This is a genomic window from Achromobacter ruhlandii, from assembly GCF_902859695.1.
Taxonomy (GTDB): Bacteria; Pseudomonadota; Gammaproteobacteria; order Burkholderiales; family Burkholderiaceae_B; genus Achromobacter; species Achromobacter ruhlandii.
Genome location: NZ_CADIJL010000009.1, coordinates 41,938 through 64,094, shown reverse-complemented (window position 1 = coordinate 64,094; position 22,157 = coordinate 41,938). Strand labels below are relative to the sequence as shown.

Annotated in this window: 23 protein-coding genes; 10 read left to right on the top strand and 13 right to left on the bottom strand. The window is 67.1% G+C overall.

Annotated features, from left to right (window positions below):
* Nucleotide 1: 1 nt before the first annotated feature.
* Complete coding sequence (locus HV742_RS13345) at nucleotides 2-754, top strand: caspase family protein (RefSeq protein ID WP_175145612.1); 753 nt, start codon at nucleotides 2-4, stop codon at nucleotides 752-754.
* Between the two features lie 42 nt (nucleotides 755-796).
* On the opposite strand, the gene HV742_RS13340 is transcribed toward HV742_RS13345, so the two are convergent.
* The 3 genes from HV742_RS13340 to HV742_RS13330 are packed head-to-tail and all read right to left on the bottom strand — an operon-like array spanning nucleotide 797 to nucleotide 2,435.
* The gene (locus HV742_RS13340; RefSeq protein ID WP_175145610.1) at nucleotides 797-1,081 is read right to left on the bottom strand and encodes a hypothetical protein; all 285 of its coding nucleotides are present in this window, start codon (nucleotides 1,079-1,081) and stop codon (nucleotides 797-799) included.
* Nucleotides 1,078-2,064 carry a caspase family protein gene (locus tag HV742_RS13335; RefSeq protein WP_175145608.1) on the bottom strand — a complete coding sequence of 329 codons (987 nt, stop codon included), beginning with the start codon at nucleotides 2,062-2,064 and terminating at the stop codon, nucleotides 1,078-1,080. The genes HV742_RS13340 and HV742_RS13335 overlap by 4 nt, the downstream gene beginning before the upstream one ends.
* Nucleotides 2,064-2,435, bottom strand: a complete 372-nt coding sequence (locus HV742_RS13330; protein ID WP_175145606.1) for a TIR domain-containing protein — start codon at nucleotides 2,433-2,435, stop codon at nucleotides 2,064-2,066. The genes HV742_RS13335 and HV742_RS13330 overlap by 1 nt, the downstream gene beginning before the upstream one ends.
* Before the next feature lie 326 nt (nucleotides 2,436-2,761).
* Between HV742_RS13330 and HV742_RS13325 the strand changes: the two genes are divergently transcribed.
* Entirely contained in the window at nucleotides 2,762-3,073 is a 312-nt protein-coding gene (locus HV742_RS13325; protein ID WP_047992397.1) for a hypothetical protein, read from the top strand.
* 230 nt (nucleotides 3,074-3,303) lie between these two features.
* Here the strand turns inward: HV742_RS13325 and HV742_RS13320 are convergent, their stop codons facing one another.
* Complete coding sequence (locus tag HV742_RS13320; RefSeq protein ID WP_175145604.1) at nucleotides 3,304-4,167, bottom strand: pirin family protein; 864 nt, start codon at nucleotides 4,165-4,167, stop codon at nucleotides 3,304-3,306.
* A gap of 252 nt (nucleotides 4,168-4,419) precedes the next feature.
* Here HV742_RS13320 and HV742_RS13315 point away from each other — a divergent pair, with 252 nt between their 5' ends.
* Nucleotides 4,420-4,962, top strand: coding sequence for a DNA-deoxyinosine glycosylase (locus HV742_RS13315; protein ID WP_082878724.1), 543 nt, complete (start codon nucleotides 4,420-4,422; stop codon nucleotides 4,960-4,962).
* A 113-nt stretch (nucleotides 4,963-5,075) separates the two neighbouring features.
* Here the strand turns inward: HV742_RS13315 and ccmI are convergent, their stop codons facing one another.
* Genes ccmI through ccmA form a run of 9 tightly spaced genes read right to left on the bottom strand, consistent with a single transcriptional unit; the run spans nucleotide 5,076 to nucleotide 11,903 of the window.
* Complete coding sequence (ccmI, locus tag HV742_RS13310; RefSeq protein WP_175145602.1) at nucleotides 5,076-6,083, bottom strand: c-type cytochrome biogenesis protein CcmI; 1,008 nt, start codon at nucleotides 6,081-6,083, stop codon at nucleotides 5,076-5,078.
* Complete coding sequence (locus HV742_RS13305; protein ID WP_254601116.1) at nucleotides 6,080-6,592, bottom strand: cytochrome c-type biogenesis protein; 513 nt, start codon at nucleotides 6,590-6,592, stop codon at nucleotides 6,080-6,082. The genes ccmI and HV742_RS13305 overlap by 4 nt, the downstream gene beginning before the upstream one ends.
* Nucleotides 6,593-6,632: 40 nt before the next feature.
* Nucleotides 6,633-7,157, bottom strand: a complete 525-nt coding sequence (locus tag HV742_RS13300) for a DsbE family thiol:disulfide interchange protein (protein WP_175145598.1) — start codon at nucleotides 7,155-7,157, stop codon at nucleotides 6,633-6,635.
* Entirely contained in the window at nucleotides 7,154-9,145 is a 1,992-nt protein-coding gene (locus HV742_RS13295; RefSeq protein ID WP_175145596.1) for a heme lyase CcmF/NrfE family subunit, read from the bottom strand. Before HV742_RS13295 ends, HV742_RS13300 begins: the two co-directional genes overlap by 4 nt.
* On the bottom strand, nucleotides 9,142-9,591 hold the full coding sequence (gene ccmE / locus HV742_RS13290; RefSeq protein ID WP_175145593.1) for a cytochrome c maturation protein CcmE: 450 nt from the start codon (nucleotides 9,589-9,591) through the stop codon (nucleotides 9,142-9,144). Before ccmE ends, HV742_RS13295 begins: the two co-directional genes overlap by 4 nt.
* Nucleotides 9,588-9,797: a heme exporter protein CcmD gene (ccmD, locus tag HV742_RS13285; protein WP_238908701.1), complete on the bottom strand. Its 210-nt coding sequence runs from the start codon at nucleotides 9,795-9,797 to the stop codon at nucleotides 9,588-9,590. Before ccmD ends, ccmE begins: the two co-directional genes overlap by 4 nt.
* Entirely contained in the window at nucleotides 9,794-10,597 is an 804-nt protein-coding gene (gene ccmC / locus HV742_RS13280) for a heme ABC transporter permease CcmC (protein ID WP_437340591.1), read from the bottom strand. The genes ccmD and ccmC overlap by 4 nt, the downstream gene beginning before the upstream one ends.
* Nucleotides 10,598-10,599: 2 nt before the next feature.
* Nucleotides 10,600-11,280, bottom strand: a complete 681-nt coding sequence (gene ccmB / locus HV742_RS13275; protein WP_175145583.1) for a heme exporter protein CcmB — start codon at nucleotides 11,278-11,280, stop codon at nucleotides 10,600-10,602.
* Entirely contained in the window at nucleotides 11,277-11,903 is a 627-nt protein-coding gene (ccmA, locus tag HV742_RS13270) for a cytochrome c biogenesis heme-transporting ATPase CcmA (protein ID WP_175145581.1), read from the bottom strand. The genes ccmB and ccmA overlap by 4 nt, the downstream gene beginning before the upstream one ends.
* Before the next feature lie 413 nt (nucleotides 11,904-12,316).
* Here ccmA and HV742_RS13265 point away from each other — a divergent pair, with 413 nt between their 5' ends.
* From HV742_RS13265 to HV742_RS13235, 7 genes are all read left to right on the top strand, one after another.
* On the top strand, nucleotides 12,317-12,481 hold the full coding sequence (locus HV742_RS13265) for a periplasmic nitrate reductase, NapE protein (RefSeq protein WP_175145579.1): 165 nt from the start codon (nucleotides 12,317-12,319) through the stop codon (nucleotides 12,479-12,481).
* A gap of 38 nt (nucleotides 12,482-12,519) precedes the next feature.
* On the top strand, nucleotides 12,520-13,740 hold the full coding sequence (gene torC, locus HV742_RS13260) for a pentaheme c-type cytochrome TorC (protein ID WP_175145577.1): 1,221 nt from the start codon (nucleotides 12,520-12,522) through the stop codon (nucleotides 13,738-13,740).
* 7 nt (nucleotides 13,741-13,747) lie between these two features.
* On the top strand, nucleotides 13,748-16,279 hold the full coding sequence (gene torA / locus HV742_RS13255; RefSeq protein ID WP_175145574.1) for a trimethylamine-N-oxide reductase TorA: 2,532 nt from the start codon (nucleotides 13,748-13,750) through the stop codon (nucleotides 16,277-16,279).
* 56 nt (nucleotides 16,280-16,335) lie between these two features.
* On the top strand, nucleotides 16,336-17,007 hold the full coding sequence (torD, locus tag HV742_RS13250) for a molecular chaperone TorD (RefSeq protein ID WP_175145573.1): 672 nt from the start codon (nucleotides 16,336-16,338) through the stop codon (nucleotides 17,005-17,007).
* 103 nt (nucleotides 17,008-17,110) lie between these two features.
* Nucleotides 17,111-17,878, top strand: coding sequence for a sulfate reduction electron transfer complex DsrMKJOP subunit DsrO (gene dsrO, locus HV742_RS13245; protein WP_049074705.1), 768 nt, complete (start codon nucleotides 17,111-17,113; stop codon nucleotides 17,876-17,878).
* Nucleotides 17,879-17,891: 13 nt separating this feature from the next.
* Nucleotides 17,892-18,926 carry an NrfD/PsrC family molybdoenzyme membrane anchor subunit gene (gene nrfD / locus HV742_RS13240; protein WP_059269915.1) on the top strand — a complete coding sequence of 345 codons (1,035 nt, stop codon included), beginning with the start codon at nucleotides 17,892-17,894 and terminating at the stop codon, nucleotides 18,924-18,926.
* A 37-nt stretch (nucleotides 18,927-18,963) separates the two neighbouring features.
* On the top strand, nucleotides 18,964-22,152 hold the full coding sequence (locus HV742_RS13235; protein ID WP_175145571.1) for a tetrathionate reductase subunit A: 3,189 nt from the start codon (nucleotides 18,964-18,966) through the stop codon (nucleotides 22,150-22,152).
* The last annotated feature ends 5 nt before the right edge of the window (nucleotides 22,153-22,157 follow it).

The window sequence follows — 22,157 nt, the reverse complement described above, 5'->3', positions numbered from 1 at the left end:
GGTGTTGTCGCGTAAGGCTTTAATTATCGGTTCTCCGGATGCCAAGATTCCCGGTGTGAAGGTCGACGTTGAAAATCTGAAGCAATTCCTTCTTTCCCCGGTGGGAGGGCTGTGGTATGACAGTGAAGTCACGACGCTCATGACGCCACAGGCGAGCACTATTCGGGCGGAGATCGAGCTCTTGAAGCGGGTGGACTATTCCATGATTTTCTTCGCTGGGCATGGATATCACTCCAACCAGCGCGGCAACACTATTCTGCATATCAATGCACGAGAAGACATGAATAGCCTGGAGTTGCGAATAGGTGCTCAGAAGCACTCGCTGATCTTGGACTGCTGTCGCAAGCGGGAAGATGAGAAGCGCCTGCTCAAGTCCGCCATGGAATCGATGACATTTGATTCTGCAAGGCAGCAGACATTGAGTCCAGCCGAGTGCCGACGATATTTCGATCAGGAAATTTCGCTTTGCGATAACGGAATTGTTGTCATGAATTCGTGTGCCGTCGATGAAACGGCAGGGGAGGACGAGTCCTCCGGGGGATACTACACGTCATCCCTATTGGATTCCGCCAATGAGTGGGCAAAAAAAACGTTGCTCAACATTGATCTGAGTAGGTCATATTCAAAGTACTCCACGCAGGCCTGCCACGAAACAGCGGCGGGACGAGTGAAGCTGCTAAGTGGTGGTCGGCAGAACCCGACATTCGAGTCGCCGCGTACCGAGAGAAAATTCCCGTTTGCTGTCGTTGCATAAGCGGAGAGCCAGTTGGGAGACTGGCTCATTTGCTTATGTACTCTAACGCTTTGCAAGCGTATCCACGATAAGAGGCAGATACTTTCTTACCTGCTCGCGATCCCCTTCTTTTTCCTTTTCAGTTAGGTTCGAGTAAGTTGTTTCGATTTGGCGGTCCCAGCGCTCAATGAGGTCACGTGGGATTAGCAAGCTGCCGTCAGCTTGACGGACTCCCTTGCTATGCATATACGCTTGCCAATGGGACCAACGTTCATGCTCTATATGCGCCAAGTCTTCAAGGATGGCGCTCATCGCATCTTCGATGCGTTGGCGTTCCTCATGATTCATATCAGCCCCTTGGCCGCCAAACGCCGGTAATGCTCTCCCAGAGCGGTTAAGCGTACCGTCTTGGACTCCATAGCAGCGTGCCACATGTGCGGCGCTCCCTCTGGTACCAAGAGTCCAACGCGATTGTACTTTTGCAGGACCGAAAATATCGCTGTGTGATCGGGATCGGGACCTGGCATACCCTTCGGGTCCGTTGCCCATGAATCATGGCGTTCGGGCTCATAGGTCGGATCCAACTGCAGTTGATAGCCGGCCTCTGGGAAAAACTCCGAGATCCTCCTAAGCTCTGCTAGTTCTAGCGGCGGCTGAACTTTTCGTAGCGAGACAAACCGCTTCACATTGGTTTTGAAAACGGGTCTCTGCGCCCACGGGCCGAGCGATTGGTCTACGTGAGCATAGACTCCACCTGGTGTAACTTCGCCGACGAGATTGGCGGCCGCCCCTCCAAGTGCATCGACGAGTAAAGACGTAAATACTCCCGCCCCGTTCTCCTCAGAAGCGTATTGCTCGTCGGTTGATGCCGTGAGAATAGTTACACCATCGCTAATCTCTGCTACGTTCTGTTGAAGAGCGCTGCCCCCCGCCACGCCGCTGTGGCAGCTATCGAGAATGATGACGCGGTTGGCAATCCTCGATTGATTCGCCATGGCCATGATCTCTGCCAGAGCCAATCCGTCGTTGCCGCTTTTTACGTCAGAAGAACATAGGTAGCCTCCGGTCGCTTCGATATGACCGTGGCCGGCAAAGTAGAGGAGCGAAATCTCGCCATCTCCCGCGAAAAGTTCCTGTATCGCCCCTCTCAATTCGTCGCGCGAGGCAGTGTCTTTGTGGCCCGTTCCTGTGATGTGGCGAACACCAAAATTAACTGAACCATCCGCGTGACGGTCCAGCATGGATTTCACGGCGAACGAGTCATTGACGCATCCGTAGAGCGGCGACACATTGTCGTAGGAATCGATACCAATAACCAGTGCTTTGCGCATTAGAGACCGTCGATCCAGTTTGCAATGTTGTCCCACGTCCAGACCATCGTACTCACCCCCGCGACAGCCGTACGGTCTTCTTTATAGGCCCAAATGCCCTTTACGGGCTTCCCTTCATCCTTGGCGCACTGGATTTCCCACTTTTGACCACTAGATGTCAGGGAATTCTTGCTAATGATTGCCAGCACTCCGTCTGAACGCAATATGCGCGTGCGGACCTTTTTCTTCCACTCTTCATCGTAGGCTTCCTTGACCGACATATCGACGTATTCGAAAGGGCTATCCGTGTGCAAGGACTGCCCCTTGATCATGTCTCGGATGCGGGCATCCTCAATAGCGAATGCAACGAAGATAACTTTTTTGTCGGCCATGAATGACGCTCCTCACTGAATTTGAAGTAGTTAGGACTGTTCTTGCACCCCGATTAAATCAACGGCTTGCGCACGGAACCAGGAAAATATATAGCATTGACCGGCTTACGTCACGTGGCGCTCTCGTCTCGCTATCTGCTTGACGACTGCAGCCTAATGTGGCGGTGGCGACCAGCGTCCGCTTTGCGTTTCCGCGACTGTCTCTTTAGGGTCGGAAGCGGTCGGACGTCTCGAGGTACTTCCGCCAAGGCTACGGCCACCTTCAGCGAACCAAATCTCAATTTGGACGAAATTCGACAGCTCAACTCTGATTACCCGGAGGCGCCGTGCGCGACATCCAAATCCGCAAGCTAAGTCTCAAGTCCGTGTTCAAGCTCATCGCCATAGGGCAGTACCTCGCTTGGATCCCGTTCTCGATCCTGTGCGCCATCGGCACTTTCTTCGGCTTGGGCTCGATCCAATGGAACGGCCGCGTCCTGGAGGGTCTTGATGCGCTATTGATTAGCCCGGTGATCGGTTTCATCATCGCCACCGGCATCACGCTGGTCGTAGGCACGAGCACCGCCGTGGGGCTGTGGCTTTGGTCCAAGCTGCGCCCGCTCAACCTGCGTTTCAAGGACGTCGATCCAGCCACATGAACCGCATCTCGGGTCCGCTGGCGCACTGCGTCCGCCTGCCCTCAAAACCCGCGCCTTGTTATTTTTCAAATTGAGTGACCAAATTCCAAGTCCGTTGAACTTCAACAGTCGGTTTAGGGTCGTAACGCGACTCCCACGCCACTCCGTTGCCTAACAAAAAGCCGCGTTCCCCAACCCAGGAAACGCGGCCTCATCCAGCAGGACCGACCAGCTATGGCCGGTCCCGCCCTTTAATGCATCTGCCCATACTTCCCGGCATTGAAGTCCTGGATCGCCTCGACGATCTCCGCCTGTGAATTCATCACAAACGGCCCGTATCCCACCACCGGCTCGTCGATCGGCTCGCCGCTCAACACCAGGAACACGGCGTCGTTGTTGGCTTCGACCGTGATCTCGTCGCCATCCTGCGAGAACAGCGTCAGTTGCGCGTCGCGCGCCACCGCTTCGCCGTTGACCAGCACCGTGCCGCGCAGCATCACCAGCATGCTGTTGCGGCCCGCCGGGATCGCGAAGGTCGCGGTCTTGCCGGCGGACAGGCGCACGTCCCACACGTCGATCGGCGTGAAGGTGCGCGCCGGACCGGTCTGGCCGCCGTAGCTGCCGGCGATGACGCGCAGCGAGCCGGCATCGCCAGGCAGCGACACCACCGGGATATCCGCATTCAGCAGGCTCTGGTATCCGGCCGGCGCCTTCTTGTCCTTGGCCGGCAGGTTGACCCACAGCTGCACCATCTCCAGCTCGCCGCCCTGGCGGGTGAACGCGGGGGAGTGGAACTCTTCATGCAGGATGCCCGAGGCGGCCGTCATCCACTGCACGTCGCCGGGCCCGATGACGCCGCCGTTGCCGGTGGAGTCGCGGTGCTCGACCTCGCCGCTGTAGACGATGGTCACGGTCTCGAAGCCGCGGTGCGGATGCTGGCCGACGCCGCGCGGTTGCGTGGCCGGCGCGAATTGCGCCGGGCCGGCGTAGTCCAGGAGCAGGAACGGGCTGACGTTCTTGCCCTTGTCGTTGTACGAGAACATCGAGCGCACCGGAAAGCCGTCGCCCACCCAGTGGGGACGCGGGCTGGCATGCACACCCAGAATCTTCTTCATGATCGTCATTCCTGTTGCGCGGCCCCTGCGGGGCCGTTCGTCATACCTGTCAAGATAAGGGCGGGAGGCCGCTTTCGGTAGTCCCCGCCATTGATAAGCACTGTTCCAGGAATAGGACACTGATAGCGTCAGACCTGGGCAGGTGTTGCCAGTGAGGCACGCGCGGAGTCGGGAGGATTCCGGGCCTGGACCCGTTCCGGTGGCCGGCGCGGGCGGCGGCGGAAGGCCCGCGAACCCGGGTATTCTTGCGCCATGCAACGAATTGCCGATACCACCGTGGCCGACCGATATGCCCACGTCCAGGGCTTCGCCCCGGTTGCCGCCGCCGACGCCCGCATCCTGGTGCTGGGCTCCATGCCCGGCGTCGCCTCGCTGCGGCAGGCGCGTTATTACGCCCATCCGCGCAACGCCTTCTGGCCCATCGCGGGCCAGGTGCTGGGGTTCGATCCCGCCGCCGACTACCCGCGGCGCCTGCAAGCGCTGCGATCCGCCGGCGTCGCGCTCTGGGACGTGCTGCAGGCCTGCGAACGGCCGGGCAGCCTGGATGCGGACATCCGCGGCGATACCCTGGTGCCCAACGACTTCGCGGCGTTCCTGTTGGCGCATCCGCGCCTCGTGCGGGTCTGCTTCAACGGGGCCAAGGCGGCCAGCCTCTACCGCCGCCATGTGTTGCCGCGCCTGCCGGCGTGGCCGCTGGAATACGTCGACCTGCCATCCACCAGCCCGGCCCACGCGGCCGCGTCGTTCGAGAAGAAGCTGGCCGCCTGGCGCGAGGCGTTGACGGTGCCTGCCTGATCCTGCGCCGGGGCGCCGGCGTCGCCCGGGCAGCGACGCCCGGCGGGAGACCTCGCGCCGCAAAGGGCAACGGGAACAGGGGGGCGTGGATTGGCCGTGAGGAATGCGGACGGTCAATCCTGCCGGCCGCGGCCGCCACTGGCGCGAGCCCCCGGCGGGAAGGCGGGGCCTTCCGCGCCGGCCGCCGCGCGATCAGCCGCCGCTCGATCAGCCGCTCCACCATCGGTCGCCGCACCCTCGGCCGCCGCACCATCAGCCGCCGCACCCTCGGCCGCCCGGCGGGCCTGCGCCAGGCTGGCCTGGACCTGCTCGTGGACGGGGCCATCCGGGTCGACCAGCGGCAGCAGGCGTTCCCAGGCGTCGATGGCGCCGTGGAAGTCGCCGCGGAAAAACGCGCTGGTGCCGGCCAGGGCCAGGCCTTTCACGTCGTCGGGCGCAAGCGCCAGCAGCCGGCCGATCAGGCGGTCGGGTTCGCCCGAAAAATCTCCGTTCGCCGCAGTGGCCAGGAGGTCGGCCCAGTCCGCCAGCACGCCGGGATCCTGCGGCGCCCGGGCGCCCATGCGCGCCCAGGTTGCCGCGCCGCCGGCGAAATCCCCCAGCGTCGCGTAGGTGTGGGCCAATGTCGTCCAGCCCTCGGTGTCGTCCGGGTGGGCCTGCAGGTGCTGGATCAGGCCGGCCAGCCGTTCGGCCATGGGATCGTCGGGGTCGTGGCCGGCGCTGGCGGAGGGCGACGCGTGCGGGTCGGCGTCCGCCGGCGTCAGGGCCGCCGGGTTGCCGAGCGCCGCGTACAGGCCGACGCTGATCGCGCCCAGCCCCAAGGCCACCGCCAGGGCCCAGCGGGGCGCGGGCCGGGTATCGAGGCGGTCCGGCGCCGCGCATCCTTCCCGCAGGGCGCGCCGTTCGATCTCGGTGCGCGCCTGGGCATAGTGGTCCGGTGCGAGGCGCCCGCTGGCATGGTCGGCCTGCAATTGCGCCAGTTGTTCGCGCAGCACCGCCAGCGATGCCTGCGCCTGGGGCGAGCCGCCGCGGCGGCCGGCGGCCTCTGGCGCCAACAGGGGCGGCAGCACGAACAGCAGGGCGACGGCGACCATGCCGGCCGCGAGGAGCCAGAACAGGGTCATGGTGCGCGCTCCCCGCCGGCGGCGGACGGCGCGGCGTCTTGCGGGGGCTCGGCCAGCAGGGCCCGGGCCGCCTGCGCTTGCGGCGCGGGCAAGGGCGCCTCCGGCGCGCGGGCATGGCGCCGCAAGCGCCACAGCAGGCCGCCCATGGCGCCGGCAAGCAGCACGCCGGGCCCGATCCACAGCAGCGCGGTGCGGGCTTTCAGCGGCGGGCGATAGAGCACGTAGTCGCCATAGCGCGATACCAGGAACTGGCGCACCTGGACCTCGTCCTGACCCGAGCGGAACAGGCGACGCACTTCGTCGCGCAGGTCGCGCGCCAGCGGCGCGCGCGAGTCCGCCAGGGATTCGTTCTGGCACACCAGGCAGCGCAGGTCGCGCGTGAAGGCCTGGACGTGCGCTTCCAGGGCGGGGTCGGACGCGGCGGCGGGCGCCTCGCTGGCCACGGCCCGGGCCGCAATGAATAGCGCCAGCGCGATGCCGCGGCCGGTCGCGTGCCAACCGCTGGCCACGGCGGTGCGTCCTATCGTGGGGCGAGGCTGGCGGGGGATGTCAGGGTTCATTCAGCGCCCGGGGGATCAGGATGTTGTCGAGCACGTCCTGCGTGACCGGCCCGACGTGCTTGTAGCGGATGACGCCCTGGGCGTCGATGAGAAAGGTCTCGGGCACGCCGTACACGCCATAGTCGATGCCGAGTCTGCCGCGCGGGTCGAGCACCGTGGCGATGTAGGGGTTGCCCAGGCGTGCCAGCCATGCGCGCGCCGCGCTGTCTTCGTCCTTGTAGTCCAGCCCGACGATGGCAATGCGGCCTTCGCGGGCGGCGCGCAGCAGCACGGGGTGTTCGACGCGGCAGGCGACGCACCAGCTGGCCCAGACGTTGAGCAGCCAGACCCGGCCGCGCATGTCGTCCAGCCCGAACTGGCCTCCCGGCGCGTCCAGCCGCGCCAGCGTGAAGGGCGGCGCTGGCCGGCGAACCAGGGGCGAGGGCAGTTCGCGCGGGTCCAGGCCCAGGCCGACGGCGAGCATGGCTACCAGCCCGAGAAACAACAGCAGGGGCACGAGGGATCGCAGTTTCATGGCAGTTCGCTTTGCGGGGGCCGGGCTTGGCCCGGGGGCGAGGCGTCGCGCCGCGAAGCCGGCTTGCGGTAGCGGCGGTCGGCGGCGGCGGCCAGGCCGCCCAGGATCATTAGCGCGCAGCCGGCCCAGATCCAGCTGATGAACGGCTTGTGGAACAGGTTCACGATCCAGCCGCCGTCGGGCAGGCTTTCGCCCAGCGCGGTGTAGAGATCGCGCAAGGGGCCGACGTCGATGGCCGATTGCGTCATCGGCATCGCTTGCGTCACGTAGTGGCGGGTCTCCGGTCGCAGCGTGGCGACATGCCTGCCGCCGCGCGCGACATCGAGAGTGGCGCGCGCGGCGATCCAGTTGGGGCCGGCGACCTGCTCGACGCCGCCGAAGGTGAAGGTGTACCCGGCCAGATGGGCGGTCTGGCCGGGCAGCATGCGCACGTCGAGCTGGGACTGGAAGCTGTTGACCATGGTGACGCCAATAATGAACACGCCCAGGCCGAGATGGGCCAGCCACATGCCCCACCAGCTCCCGGGGATGCCGCGCAGGCGGGTGGCGATGTCGGCCCGACCGCCGCCGTGCAGGCGCTCCGCCAGCAATTGCAGGCTGCCCAGCACGATCCACGCCGCCAGCGCCAGGCCCAGGCAGGCGCGCCAGGTGAAGTGCCCGAGGCCGTAGCCCAGCGCCGGGCCCAGCAGCGCGCTGGCGAGCGCGGCCGGCCCCAGGCGGCGCGCCAGCCGTTGCCAGGTGTCGGCCTTCCAGCGCGCCACGGCGCCGGGCACCAGCAGCGCGAGCACCGGCGTCATCAACGGCACGAAGGTGGTGTCGAAGTAGGGCGGTCCCACCGAAATCTTGCCCAGGCCCAGGGCGTCGAGCAACAGCGGGTAGAGGGTGCCGAGCAGCACCGCCGCGCAGGCCACGGGCAGCAGCGCGTTGTTGGCCAGCAAGGCGGCGTCGCGCGATACCAATTGGAAGTGGCCGCCGCCCTGCAGCCGCGGGGCGCGCCAGGCGTATAGCAGCAGCGATGCGCCCACCACCGTCACCAGCAGGCACAGGATGAACAGGCCGCGCGCCGGGTCGGTGGCGAAGGCGTGCACCGAGGTGACGACGCCGGATCGCACCAGGAACGTGCCCAGCAGCGATAGCGAGAAGGTGCCGATCGCCAACAGCACGGTCCAGCCGCGGAACGCGCCGCGCTTTTCGGTCACGGCCAGCGAGTGGATCAGCGCGGTGCCCAGCAGCCACGGCATGAACGAGGCGTTCTCGACCGGGTCCCAGAACCACCACCCGCCCCAGCCCAGCTCGTAATAGGCCCAGCTCGATCCCACCGCGATGCCGGCGGTCAGCAGCACCCAGGCGGCCACGGTCCAGGGCCGCGACCAGCGCGCCCAGGCGGCATCCAGCCGCCCTGTCATCAGGGCCGCGATGGCGAAGGCGAAGGCGATGCTGAAGCCCACGTAGCCCAGGTACAGCAAGGGCGGGTGGATGATCATGCCGGGGTCCTGCAACAGCGGGTTCAGGTCGCGGCCCTCGCGCGCCGCGGGCAGCAGGCGGGCGAAGGGGTTGGAGGTCAGCAGCGTGAAGGCGGTGAAGCCCGCGCCGACCGCGCCCAGCACGCCCAGGACGCGCGCCGTGAATGCCTCGGGCAGCCCGCGGCTCCAGCGCGTCACCGCCATCGTCCACAGCGACAGCGAAACGATCCACAGCAACATGGAGCCCTCGTGGTTGCCCCAGACCGCGGTGATCCGGTAGATCAGCGGCGTGCGGCTGTGGCTGTTGTCCGCCACCAGCCGCACGGAGAAATCATTGGCGATGAAAAGCAGGTGCAGGCAGGCGTATGACAGCAGCACGAACAGCAGTTGCCCGCGCGCGGCGCCGCGGCCGACCGCCATCAGCGCCGCGCGGCCGCGCCAGGCGCCATACAGCGGCACGATGGCCTGCACCAGCGCCAGCGCGAAGCCAAGCACCAGTGAAAAGTGGCCGACTTCGGCGATCATGGCCGCACCGTCCTGCTGGCGTCGTGGGCGCGCGCGATGGCGTCGCGCACTTCGATCGGCGTGTAGTTCTCGTCGTGGCGCGCCAGCACGCTGGTCGCGGTGAACACGCCGTCGGTGTCCAGCGTGCCTTGGGCGACCACGCCCGTGCCTTCGCGGAACAGGTCGGGCAGGGCGCCGCGATACACCACGGGCACCTCGTGGGCGGTGTCGGTGACGATGAAACGCACGCCCAGACCGTCCGGCTCGCGTTGCAGCGAGCCGGCCAGCACCATGCCGCCGACGCGGAACAGCCGCTGTCGTGGCGCCTCGCCGCGCGCGATTTCGCTGGGCGTGTGGAAGAACACCAGGTTCTGGCGCATGGCCGTCAGGATCAGGGCGGCAGCCGCGCTCAACAGCGCGACCGCACAGAGCAGCAGGAGCAGACGCCGGCGGCGGGGGGAAGTCATGCCGGTCCTCCGTCGTGTGATTGCTGCCTGGCCGTGGGATTGGCGCTAGCCAGCGCCGCCAGGCGCCGCAGCGCGCGGCGCCGCCGCCGGGCCAGCGACACGCATTCGGCCAGCACCAGCAGGGCCAGCATGCCGTAGCTGCCCCAGACGAAGGCGGCGCGCCCGCCCATGTGCCAGAACGCGGCCCAGGATTGCCAGTGCATCATGCCGGCTCCTTGCGCATCGCCGTCTCGCGGCGCGCCAGCTCGCGCACCCAGCCGGCCGGCCACTCCCGCTCCAGCATCATGACGCGCGCGCGCGCCAGCGTCACGGCGGCGGTGTAGGCCCACGCGGCCAGGGCCATGAGCAGCATGGCGGCCAGCATGGTCGCCGCCATGGACGGCGCGCGCGTCAGGCTGACCGAAGCGCCCTGGTGCAGCGTGCTCCACCAGGACACCGAGAAATAGATGACCGGTACGTTGATGGCGCCCACCAGGGCCACCAGCGCTCCGGCGCGGTCGCCGCGATGGGGATCGACAGTCAGGGCGGTCAGCGCCAGGTAACCCAGGTACAGGAATCCCAGGATCAGTTGCGAGGTGAGCCGCGCGTCCCAGACCCAGTAAGCGCCCCAGGTTGGCCGGCCCCATAGCGCGCCGCTCCAGAGCGCGACGAAGCAGAACAGCGCGCCGGTGGGAGCCAGCGCGCGCGCCATGATGAACGACAGTCGGGTGCGCAGGATCAGGCCAAGCGCGGACCAGAACGCCATCAGCAGATAGATGAACAGCGACATCCACGCGGCGGCGACGTGGATGAAGATGATGCGGTAGACCTCGCCCTGGGTGGCATCGGTGGGCGCGACGAAAAAGCCGATCGCCAGGCCGCATGCGCCAAGCAGGATGGCGAGCCCGCCACACCAGGGAACCAGCCTGCCCGCCAGCGGATAGAAGGCCTGTGGCGCGGCGAACCGCAGCAGACGGCTGGCGTGGCGGGCGGGAGGAGCGGGCGGGAGGGCAGGCATGGGAGGCATCTTCATTCTTCGACGGCAAAGCGCAGCGCCAGGACACAGGCGGGCGGGGCCAGCGCCAGCGCCGCCAGCAGCGCGCCGCCAAGCAGCAGGAACGGGGTGGCGGGCGGCTGGCCGGCGCCACACGAGGCCACCGAGCCCGCGCCGAAGATCAGCACCGGCACGAACCAGGGCAGCAGCAACAGGGCCTGCAGCACGCCGCCGCCGCGCATCCCGAGGGACAGCGCGGCGCCGATCGCGCCGACCAGGGCCAGCACCGGCGTTCCCAGCGCGAAAGATAGCGACAGGGTCAGGCGCGAACACTGACCCAGGTCAAACAGCAGGCCCATGACCGGCGCCACGGCGATCAAAGGCAGACCGGTTCCGATCCAGTGCGCGGTGATCTTGGCCAGCACCCAGAGCGTCGCGGCGCCCGGCGAAAGCAGCAGTTGTTCGAGCGTGCCGTCGGCGTGGTCCTGCGCGAACAGCCGATGCTGCGACAACAGCGTGGCGAGCAGCGCGGCCACCCACAGCACGCCCGGTCCGAGTGCACGCAGGAAAGCCGCATCGGCGCCCACGCCCAGCGGGAACAGGCAGGCGACCAGCACGAAGAAAAGCAGCGAGATGACGGCGTCGGCCCGGCCTCGGCCAAGCAGCAGCAGGTCGCGCCGCAGCACGGCGAAGAAGGGGCTGGCCAGCCGTGTCATGGCGCGCGCGGACCGAGATCGAGGGTGCGCACCGGGCGGTCCAGGTCAACCTCCTGGTGCGTGGTCAGGAGGACGCGCCCGCCGTTGTCGCAATGGCTTGCCAGCGTCCGCGTCAGCGCCGCCACCGTGGCCGCGTCGAGCAGGTTGAAGGGTTCGTCCAGGATCCACAGCGGCCGCGCCGGGCGCAGCGACAGCCGCGCCAGCATCACGCGGCGCCGCTGGCCGCGTGACAGCAGGCGCGCCGGCAGGTCGAGCATCGCGGTCAGGCCCATCCGGCACAGCGCGTCGCGACAGGCCGCCGTGGTGACGGCATCGGCCTGGGCCTGGCACAGGAAGCGCAGGTTTTCGAGCGGGGTCAGGGAATCGGCGAGCGCGTCGGCATGGCCCAGGTAGAGAAGCTGCTGGCGGTAGGCCGGCCCCAGGCGGTGGATGTCTGCCCCGCGCCAGCACACCGTGCCGGCGTCGGCGCGCGTCAGGCCGCACAGGATGCGCAGCAGGCTGGTCTTGCCATGGCCGTTGGGCGCTGTCACGCGCAGCAGTTGCCCCGCGCATAGCTGGAACGACACGTCTTCGAACAGCAGACGGGTTTCTTTCGAACAGGTGAGCCCCTGCGCTTCAAGCATGGCCGGTGCCCATCCAGATACTCATGACAACAATCCTCGCTGCATCAAGGGCGGCGCGAAGCCGACAACGGGATCGGATATTAATGAATCCGGATCGCGGTTTTGCTTGGCTGCGGCGCATTTGGATTTATGTCGGACGCGTTTACCGTCGGCCACACCATGATGCCGATCGCCGCGCCACGATATGTGTTTTTCGGAGGTCACCCGGCCGTGGTTTCGGACCGGTCTGAGTAACGGGCGCGATGGCGCGTGCGACCCGCGGCGCTTGACCGAGATCAACATGGGGGGGCCGGCCGCGCGTCGATCATGAAAAGGCATCGAACCGCCAACGACCCTCGCGGGGACCGCCGGCCTTGCTTGTGCCGCGACGCGGTTCGACGCAGTCGCCGTTCATATCCAAATAGTTGTACTCCGTGAAAAGCAAACCCAAGCACAGCAGTAATGGTGGTGGGGCCGAGTGGACCAAGTTCCTGTCGCTGGCCTTTGTGGCGTGTCCCGTCGTGGCGTTCCTGATGATCTGCATCTACGGATTCGTCGTCTGGTTCGGGCAGATCCTGTTCTGGGGGCCGCCGGCATGAATGCTCCGTTCTACAAAGCCGCAGCCTGAGCCACCGACATGAAAAATCCCTTCAAGATCGCCAAATCCGTCATCCAATGGACGGGCGCGCTGTTGCTGCGTCCCGCCACCCGCATCGGCCTGGGCGTGCTGGTCATCGGCGGGTTCCTGGGCGGCGTGACGTTCCTGGCCCTGTTCAATACCGGCATGAACGCCACCAACACCGAGGCCTTCTGTATTTCCTGCCACTCGATGCGCGACACCGTGCTGCCCGAGCTGCAGCAGAGCGTGCACTGGAAGAACCGCTCGGGCGTGCGCGCGCACTGTCCGGACTGCCACGTGCCGCATGACTTCACCTCCAAGGTCGCGCGCAAGATGCAGGCCTCGCGCGAAGTGCTGGGGCACCTGATGGGCACCATCGGCACGCCCGAGAAATTCCAGGAACACCGCATCGTGCTGGCCACGCGCGAGTGGGCCCGCTTCAAGGCGAACAACTCCAAGGAATGCCGCAATTGCCATGATTACGCCAGCATGGATTTCGACAAGATGCGGGTAACCTCGCAGACCACCATGCACGGCGCGGCCGAACGCGATGCCAGTTGCGTCGACTGCCACAAGGGCATCGCGCACCGGCTGCCCGAGGTCAAGTCGCAGGGCAACCCGGCGCTGGCGGCGCTCACGGCCGACGCGCGCGGCGCCGCCATCGACGCCGGTCGCGACTACTACAGCGTCATGCCACAGCCGCTCTACGCGGACGAGACCCTGGCCCACGAGATCGGCGCCATCGAGATCGCCACCGCCGTGAAGGTGCTGCAGAAGAAAAAGGACGCGGTGCAGGTCGAGTTGCAGCTCTGGAGAAAGAACAAGGGTTACGCCCGCGTGCTGTACGGCCGGTTCGGCATGAATATCACCAGCGCCGTGCTGAGCCAGGACGTGTCGCGCGACGACGGCGTGGTCCATGTGATCGAAAGCCGCATCGACGACGTGACCGGCCTGCAGTGGCAGAAGATCTCCGCGACGGTCTGGCTGCGCGGCGGCGGCCTGGTGGCTGACGTCGAACCGATCTGGGCGGTGGCGCGCAAGAGCTATTCGCAAAGCTGCAGCGTGTGCCATCGCCAGCCGAACGAGACCTCGCACGATGCCAACCAATGGCCGGGGCTGTTCGGCGGCATGGTCGGGTTCACCAACATGGATGATCCGACCGCCAGGCTGGTCCTGAAGTACCTGCAGTTGCATTCTTCCGATTTCGTAGCCAAGGACGGTGTGGCTTCGGCCCACTGAGCAAGAAATGAAAATCTCCCGTCGACGTTTCATGGGCGGTGTCGCCGCTTCACTGGGTTCCTTCGTGGTGCCGCCGCTTCTGCGCAATGGCAATGTGGTGCGGGCCGCGGCCGCCACCACGGCCGCGGCCGATCCCGGCCGCTGGAGGTTCTCGGGCGCCCATTGGGGCGCGTTCCGGGCCCGGGTCGTGGCCGGCCACGTGGTGGAAATAAAGCCATTCGAGTTCGACAAGCACCCCACGCCGATTCTGGACGGCACGCTCGACGTGCTGTACAGCCCATCGCGCGTGCGTTACCCGATGGTGCGCCTGGACTGGTATCGCAACCGGCGCGCGGGCGCGGCCCCGAGCCAGGCGGGCCAGGCGTCGCGCGGCGACAACCGGTTCATCCGGGTGGGCTGGGACGAAGCGCTGGATCTGGTCTATGACGAGCTGGAGCGTATCCAGAAAGACTACGGCCCGTGGGCGCTGCACGTGGGCAACGTCGGCTGGCGCTCGGTGGGACAGATGCATAGCTGCGGCAACCATATGCTGCGGGCGATGGGGATGCACGGCAACAGCGTCGGCACGGCGGGCGACTACTCGACCGGCGCCGGCCAGACCATCCTGCCCTATGTGCTCGGGTCGACCGAGGTGTACTCGCAGGGCACGTCGTGGGAGATCATCCTCAAGGAGACGCAGGTTCTGGTGTTCTGGGCCAGCGACCCGATCAAGAACCTGCAAGTGGGGTGGAACACCGAAACGCACGAGGCCTACGAGCATCTGGCGCGGCTCAAGCAGAAGGTGGCCAGCGGCGAGATCTCGGTGATCAGCGTCGACCCGGTGAAAAGCAAGACGCGCAACTACCTGGGCTGCGAACACCAGTACGTCAACCCCATGACGGACGTGGCGCTGATGCTGGGCCTTATCCATACCCTGTGGAAAGAGGAGTTGTACGACAGGAAATTCATCGAGACCTATGCCGTGGGCTTCGAGGAATTCATCGCCTATGTCGAAGGCAAGACCGAGGACAAGATCGAGCGCACCCCCGAATGGGCCGAGTCCATCTGCGGCGTGCCGGCCGGGCGCATCCGCGAACTGGCGCGCCTGATGGCGGGCAATCGCACGCAGCTGATCCTCGGCTGGGCGATCCAGCGCCAGCAGCACGGCGAACAGCCTTACTGGATGGCCGCGATCCTGGCCACGATGCTGGGCCAGATCGGCTTGCCGGGAGGCGGCATCAGCTACGTCCACCACTACAGTTCGGCGGGCGTGCCGGCTTCGGGGGCGTCGATGCCCGGCTCGTTCCCGCTGAACCTGGATCCGGGCCGCAAACCGCGGCACGAGAACGACGACTATCAAGGCTACAGCGCGGTGGTGCCGGTGGCCCGCGTGATCGACGCGCTGCTGGAGCCGGGCAAGGAAATCAACTTCAACGGCCACAAGGTCAAGCTGCCGCCCTACAAGATGGCCATTTTCTCGGGCGGCAACCAGTGGCACCGGCAGCAGGACCGCAATCGAATGAAGCGGGCCTACCAGAAGCTGGAGACCGTGGTCGCGATCGACTACAACTGGACGGCCACCTGCCGCTTCGCGGACATTGTGTTGCCGGCCTGCACGCCGTTCGAGCGCAATGACATCGATGCCTACGGCACCTTCTCCAACCGGGGCGTGATCGCCATGCACAAGCTGGTCGATCCGCTGTTTCACTCGCGCTCGGATTTCGACATCTGGACCGACTTCTGCAAGCGCATGCAGCGCGATGTGGAATACACCCGCAACATGAACGAGATGCAGTGGGTCGAATTCCTGTACGAGGAGTGCCGCAAGGAGAACGCCGGCAAGGGTTTCGCCATGCCGCCCTTCGCGCAGTTCTGGGAACAGGGCTACGTGCTTTTCCCGGAGGGCAAGCCGTGGGTGCGGCATGCCGATTTCCGCGAGGATCCGGAAGTCAACGCCCTGGGCACCCCGTCCGGGTTCATCGAAATCTACAGCCGCAAGCTTGCCAGCTTCGGCTACCGCGACTGCAAGGGGCATCCGCTCTGGATGGAAAAGGCGGAGCGGTCGCACAGCGGTCCGCGTTCGGACAAGTACCCGCTCTGGATGCAGTCCTCGCATCCCAACGAGCGCCTGCATTCGCAGACGTGCGAATCACCGTCGCGGCGGGCGACCTACACCATCCAGGGGCGCGAGCCCGTCTATATCAGCCCCGAGGACGCGCGGCAGCGCGGCATCCGCCAGGGCGACCTGGTGCGGGTCTTCAACGACCGCGGGCAATTGCTGGCGGGCGCCGCCATCTCCAGCGACTTCCCGCCCGGGGTGGTCCGCATTCACGAGGGCGCCTGGTATGGGCCCACCGGACCCGAGATCGGCGCGCTGGATACCTACGGCGATCCCAATACATTGACGCTGGACATCGGCTCATCCGAGCTGGCGCAGGCGACCAGCGCCAATACCTGCCTGGTGGAAATCGAGCTGTTCAAGGGCGTCGCGCCGGCGGTGACGGCATTCGGCGGTCCGGCTGAAGTCGATATCGACGGCAAGCTCATGGCCAGCCTCTGAGAGCTGGGATAGCCGGGGAGGGCGTGTTGCCCTCCCTCTTTTTCGCGGAGCAGCAATTGAACAGCGAGCACATCGACCCTGAATGGGTGGCGGCGTCCCCTCTGCGGTCGCAGTTGTATGGATGGTTCTCCACCCTCTTTGCCCGGGAGCTGGGGCGGGACGCCATGGCGCTTTATCAGGGCGGGGGCGCCGCGGACATCATGGCTGTCCTCGCCGAACTCGGAATGGGGCGCGAGGCGGACGCCGTGGCCGGGGTGTTCCAGGAGTGGGCGCGGCACGCGGATGCCGCGGTCGAGAATGCCGCCGACTTCGCCACCCTGTTCCTGATGGAGGGCCGTGCCTGCCCGCTTCCTTACGCCTCGCACTATCTGGATGGCGGCGGACAGTTGTACGGCAAGCCGGCGCTGTTGATGCGCGCGATGCTGGCGTCCAATCGGTTGCGGCTCGACGAACCGTTCAAGGAGCCGGAAGACCATCTCGCCGTCATGCTGGCATTGATGTCCCACTGGGCCAGGGCCTGCGATCGGCCCGCCGACCTCGCGGGCCAGGCGCGGGAGCAGGCCGCGTTCATTGAATCCGCCCTGTTGTCCTGGATCGACGCCTGGCTGGCGCGCATGCACGCCATCAAGTCCCTGACGTTCCGTTTCTATCCGGCCGTCGGCGCGCTGCTGGCCGCGTTTCTGCGTCAGGATCGCGACTACCTGCGGTCTTTCGAGATGGGGCAATAGGAAGGGTCTGAAATAAACCCGTCCCCTATTGATCGGCATCAACTCTCTATATAACTAAAAGCGATAAGTTAATGGCACAACGACATAATTCGCGGAGAAGTCTGTGCCTCACCCCCCACCCGAAGTCCCCCTCCCGGGCAAACGTGGTTTCCTGAAGAACCTGCTCGGCCTGAGCGCCGCCGCCACCATCATCCCCATCCGTGCCGAAGCCGGCACCGGCATCAACCAGCAACCCCCTCGCCGTCCTGGCATCCCTGGCAAGCGCTACGGCATGCTGGTCGACCTGCGCAAATGCATCGGCTGCCAGTCCTGTACGGTCAGCTGTTCGCTCGAAAACCTGCCGCCAGTCGGCCAGTTCCGCACCACCGTCCTGCAATACGAAGTGCGGCCCGACAATGGCGGCCCCTGCGCCATGGTGATGCTGCCGCGCCTGTGCAACCACTGCGACAACCCGCCCTGTGTGCCGGTGTGTCCGGTGCAGGCCACGTTCCAGCGCGAGGACGGCATCGTGCTGGTCGACAACCAGCGCTGCGTCGGCTGCGGCTACTGCGTGCAGGCCTGTCCGTACGACGCCCGCTTCATCAACCACGACACCCAGACCGCCGACAAGTGCACCTTCTGCGAGCACCGGCTCGAAGCCGGCCTGCTGCCGGCCTGCGTCGAAAGCTGCGTGGGCGGCGCCCGTGTCATCGGCGACCTGAACGATCCGGACAGCGCCATTTCGCGGCTGATGGCCGAGCATCGCGCCGACATCAAGGTGCTCAAGCCGGAGATGAAGACCGACCCGCACGTCTATTACATCGGCCTGCCCGATGCCTTCGTGCACCACATTGACGGCCAGGCCGGCGTGCGCCTGGCCGGCGGCCATTGAGAAGGGGACGCGCATGCAGATCACCGAATTGCTGACGCCCGTTTATGACGCCGCCTGGCTGCCGTGGGCCGTGCAGTATTTCTTTCTTATCGGCATCGCCGCCACTGCCGCGTTGACGGCGGCCGGCGCCGCGTTTGGCGAGGCCGGCTCACCGGCCCGCCGGTTGCTGCCGGCGGCCGTGACCGTGCTGCTGGTGTGCGCCATCGCCGCGCCCGTGTCGCTGCTGGCCGACCTGCACCAGCCGGGCCGCTTCTGGCATTTCTATACCCGGCTGACGCCGTGGTCGTGGATGTGGCTGGGGGCGCTGCTGCTGCCGGTCTTCACCGGGCTGGCGGTGCTGTTCTGCGCCGCCTGGTGGTGGGGGCGCATGGCCTGGGTGCGGCTGCTGGGCATCGCGCTGGCGCTGTCGGCGGTGTCGATCCTGGTCTACACCGGCGCCGAGGTGATGGTGCTGCGGGCGCGGCCGCTGTGGCACACGCCGTTCCTGCCGCTGAACTTCGCGCTGACCGCCTGGCTGGGCGCGCTGGGGGCGATGTTCCTGGTGGCGCGCTGGCTGCCCGGCGGCCTGAAGGCGCTGCCGGTCGACCTGTTGCGCCGCCTGAGCGTGACGGCGGTGGTGATGATGGCCATTGGCGCGGGCGCCTGGATCCTGCTGGGATTGCTGGGCGCGGACCCGTCGTTCGAGGCCGCGTTGCGCCTGTTCGGCGAGTTCCCGGTATGGCGCGCCAGCCTGGCCGGCGCCGTGGCCACCGCGTTCTGCATGATCGCGCTGTTGCAGCGCGCGCCGCGCGCGCTGGCGGCGCCGCTGCCGTCGGCCGCGCTGGCGCTGACCATGCTGGCCGCCGCCTGGATCTTCCGCTGGGTCGTGTTCATGAGCGTGCAGGGCGTGCCCAAGTATGGCGCCGGCCTGTACCTGTACGACATGCCCTGGGGCAGCGACGGCCTGCTCGGCATGATCGGCGTGCTGGGCCTGTGCGCCGCGCTGGTGGCCGCCGTGACCTACGCGCTGGAACGGTTCCCGGCCCGCACCCGCGGCCTGGCGGCCTGAGCCGCCGGCCCCGACAAGAATTCGCATCGAGATGACCATGGACAAGCAACACCGAGACGACACGCCCGACGCCCACGCCGACGGACCCGATCAACCCGACAACGCCGCGCGCCGCAAGCTGATCGCGCGCGGCGGCGTGGTCGCCGGCGGCCTGGCCGCGTTCGCGGCTGGCTACGGCGAGACCGTCGGCAAGGCCGTCAAGGGCCTGGCGCAAGGCACCGCCGGCGCGGCCACCGCGCACGCCGTGCGCGGCAATTCGCTGACGCCGGAATTCCGCATCGATCCGGTCACGGGCCTGCTGTCGGCCCAGCCCGGCCAGACAGTCAGCCCCTCCAGTTGCCTGGGCTGCTGGACGCAATGCGGGGTGCGGCTGCGCGTCGATACCAAGGCCAACCGCATCCTGCGGGTGGCCGGCAACCCGTATCATCCGCTGGCCACGACCCGGCCGGCCGCGATGGAAACCCCGGTGCGCGAAACCTACGCGCAACTGGGCGGCGACAACGGCCTGGAAGGGCGCGCCACGTCCTGTGCGCGCGGCTCGGCCATGCTGGAGCAGTTGCATAGCCCGTACCGCGTGCTGCAACCGCTCAAGCGCGTCGGCGGCCGCGGCGAAGGCAAGTGGCAGACGATTTCCTTCGAGCAGCTGGTGCAGGAGGTGTGCGAAGGCGGCGACCTGTTCGGCGAGGGCCACGTGGACGGCCTGCGCGCGATCTTCGACCGCGACACGCCGCTGGATCCGGCCAACCCGGAGTACGGGGCCAAGGTCAACCAGTTCCTGTTCACGGACGCGTCCAACGAAGGCCGCACGCCGCTGATCCAGCGCTTTGCCGGCCAGTCGTTCGGCACCGTCAACTTCAGCAACCACGGTTCCTATTGCGGCCAGAGCTTCCGCGTCGGCGCGGGCGCGGCGCTGGGCGACCTGAAGGGCATGCCGCACGGCAAGCCGGATTGGGACAACGCCCGCTTCGGCCTGTTCATCGGCGCGGCGCCGGCGCAGGCCGGCAACCCGTTCCAGCGCCAGGCGCGCCAGTTGGCCGAGGCCCGCACCCGGCCCGAGGAGGCCGGCTTCACCTATGTGGTGGTGTCGCCGATGCTGCCCGCGTCCTCCAGCCTGTCGGCGGGATCGGGCAATGAATGGGTGCCGGTCAATCCGGCCAGCGACCTGGCGCTGGCGATGGGCCTGATCCGCTGGATCCTCGACAACGAGCGCTTCGATGCGCGCGCGCTGGCGCAGCCCGGCCCGGCGGCCATGAAGGCGGCGGGCGAGGCGGCATGGACCAACGCCACGCACCTGGTGATCGCCGAGCCAGGGCATGCGCGCCAGGGCAGTTTCCTGCGCGGCGCCGACCTGGGTTGGGCCAGGCCGGCCGATGCCGGTGAAAAGTGGGAGGACGTGTACGTGGTGCGCCTGGAGGACGGCACGCTGGCGCCGCATACCGGTGCCACGCCGGCCACGCTGTTCGTGGACGAGGCGGTGGCGGCGCCGGGCCTGGCGGGCGCGCCGGCCGCGCTGCGCGTGTGCAGCGCGCTGTCGCTGCTGCGCCAGGAGGCGCAGCGCAAGTCGCTGGACGAATACGCCGCGCTGTGCGGCGTGCCGGCGGTCAAGATCGCCGACCTGGCCGAGCGCTTCACCAGCCACGGCAAGCGCGCCGTGGCGGATGCGCACGGCGGCACCATGAGCGGGGCGGGCTTCTACACCGCCTACGCCATCGCCATGCTCAACACGCTGGTGGGCAACCTCAACGTCGAGGGCGGCCTGGTGCTGGACGCCGGCCCGTTCCCGCCCTATGGCGCGGGGCCGCGCTACAACATCGCGGGCTTCGCCAACCGCGCCACGCCCAAGGGCGTGGCCCTGTCGCGCAACCGCTTTCCGTATGAGAAGTCGAGCGAGTTCAAGCGCAAGCAGGCCGCCGGCCAGCCGGTCTATCCGGCCGCCGCGCCCTGGTACCCGGCCACCGGCGGCCTGAGCTCCGAGATGCTGGCGTCGGCGCTGGCCGGCTACCCGTACCGCGCCAAGGTCTGGTTCAACCACATGAGCAACCCGGTCTACGGCATTGCCGGGTTCAGGAACGTGCTGCTGGACAAGCTGAAGGACCCGAGGATCCTGCCGCTGGCGGTGTCGATCAATCCGTTCATCAACGAGACCAACGCGCTGGCCGACTACATCGTGCCCGATACCGTCACCTACGAAAGCTGGGGCGTGTCGGCGCCGTGGGCCGACGTGGTGGCCAAGGCGTCGACGGTGCGCTGGCCGGCGGTCGAGCCGCGCGTGGCGCGCAGCGCCGACGGCGCGCCGGTGTGCCTGGAGTCGTTCCTGATCGCCTGCGCCAAGCGCATCGGCATGCCGGGCTTCGGCGCCAACGCCATCGCCGATGCGGACGGCAACCGCTATCCGCTGGACACGGCCGAGGACTTCTTCCTGCGCGGCATCGCCAACATCGCCTTCGGCGCCGGGCGGCCGGTGCCCGAGGCCAGCGACGACGATCTTGAACTGACCGGCGTGGCGCGCTATCGCGACGCGCTGCTAGGCAAGCTCAAGCCCGAGGAGTGGCGCCGCGTGGCGATGGTGATGAGCCGGGGAGGGCGTTTCGACCGCGTGCGCGACGCCTGGAGCGACGCCGGCCAGACCCGGCAGGCCTGGGCCAAGCCCTTGCAGATATGGAGCGAGGAACTGGCGGGCTTTCGCCATGCCATGACCGGCGAGCGCTACAGCGGCTGCCCCACCTGGTATCCGGCGCGGCTGGCGGACGGGCGCGACGTGCGCCAGCAGTATCCACGCGCCGACTGGCCGTTCCTGTTGAGTTCGTTCAAGTCCAACCTGATGAGTTCGATGTCGATCGGCGTGGACCGGCTGCGCCAGGTGCATCCGCACAATCCGGTGTCGATCAACCGGCAGGACGGCGAGCGGCTTGGTTTGCGCAACGGCGACCCGGTGCGCATCGTCACGCCGGGCGGGTCGGTGACCGGTCTGGCGCTGTTGCGCGACGGCATCCAGCCGGGCGCGGTCGGCGTCGAGCACGGCTATGGCCACACCGAACTGGGCGCGCGCGCCCACCTGGTCGATGGCAAGCCGATGCCGCACGATCCGGCGCTGGCGGCCGGCGTGAACCTGAACGACCTGGGCTTCGGCGATGCGACGCGCGGCGAGCACGCCAACGTCTGGATCGACTGGGTTTCGGGCGCGGCGGTGCGGCAGGGGTTGCCGGCGCGCATCGAGCGGGCCTAGGGCCG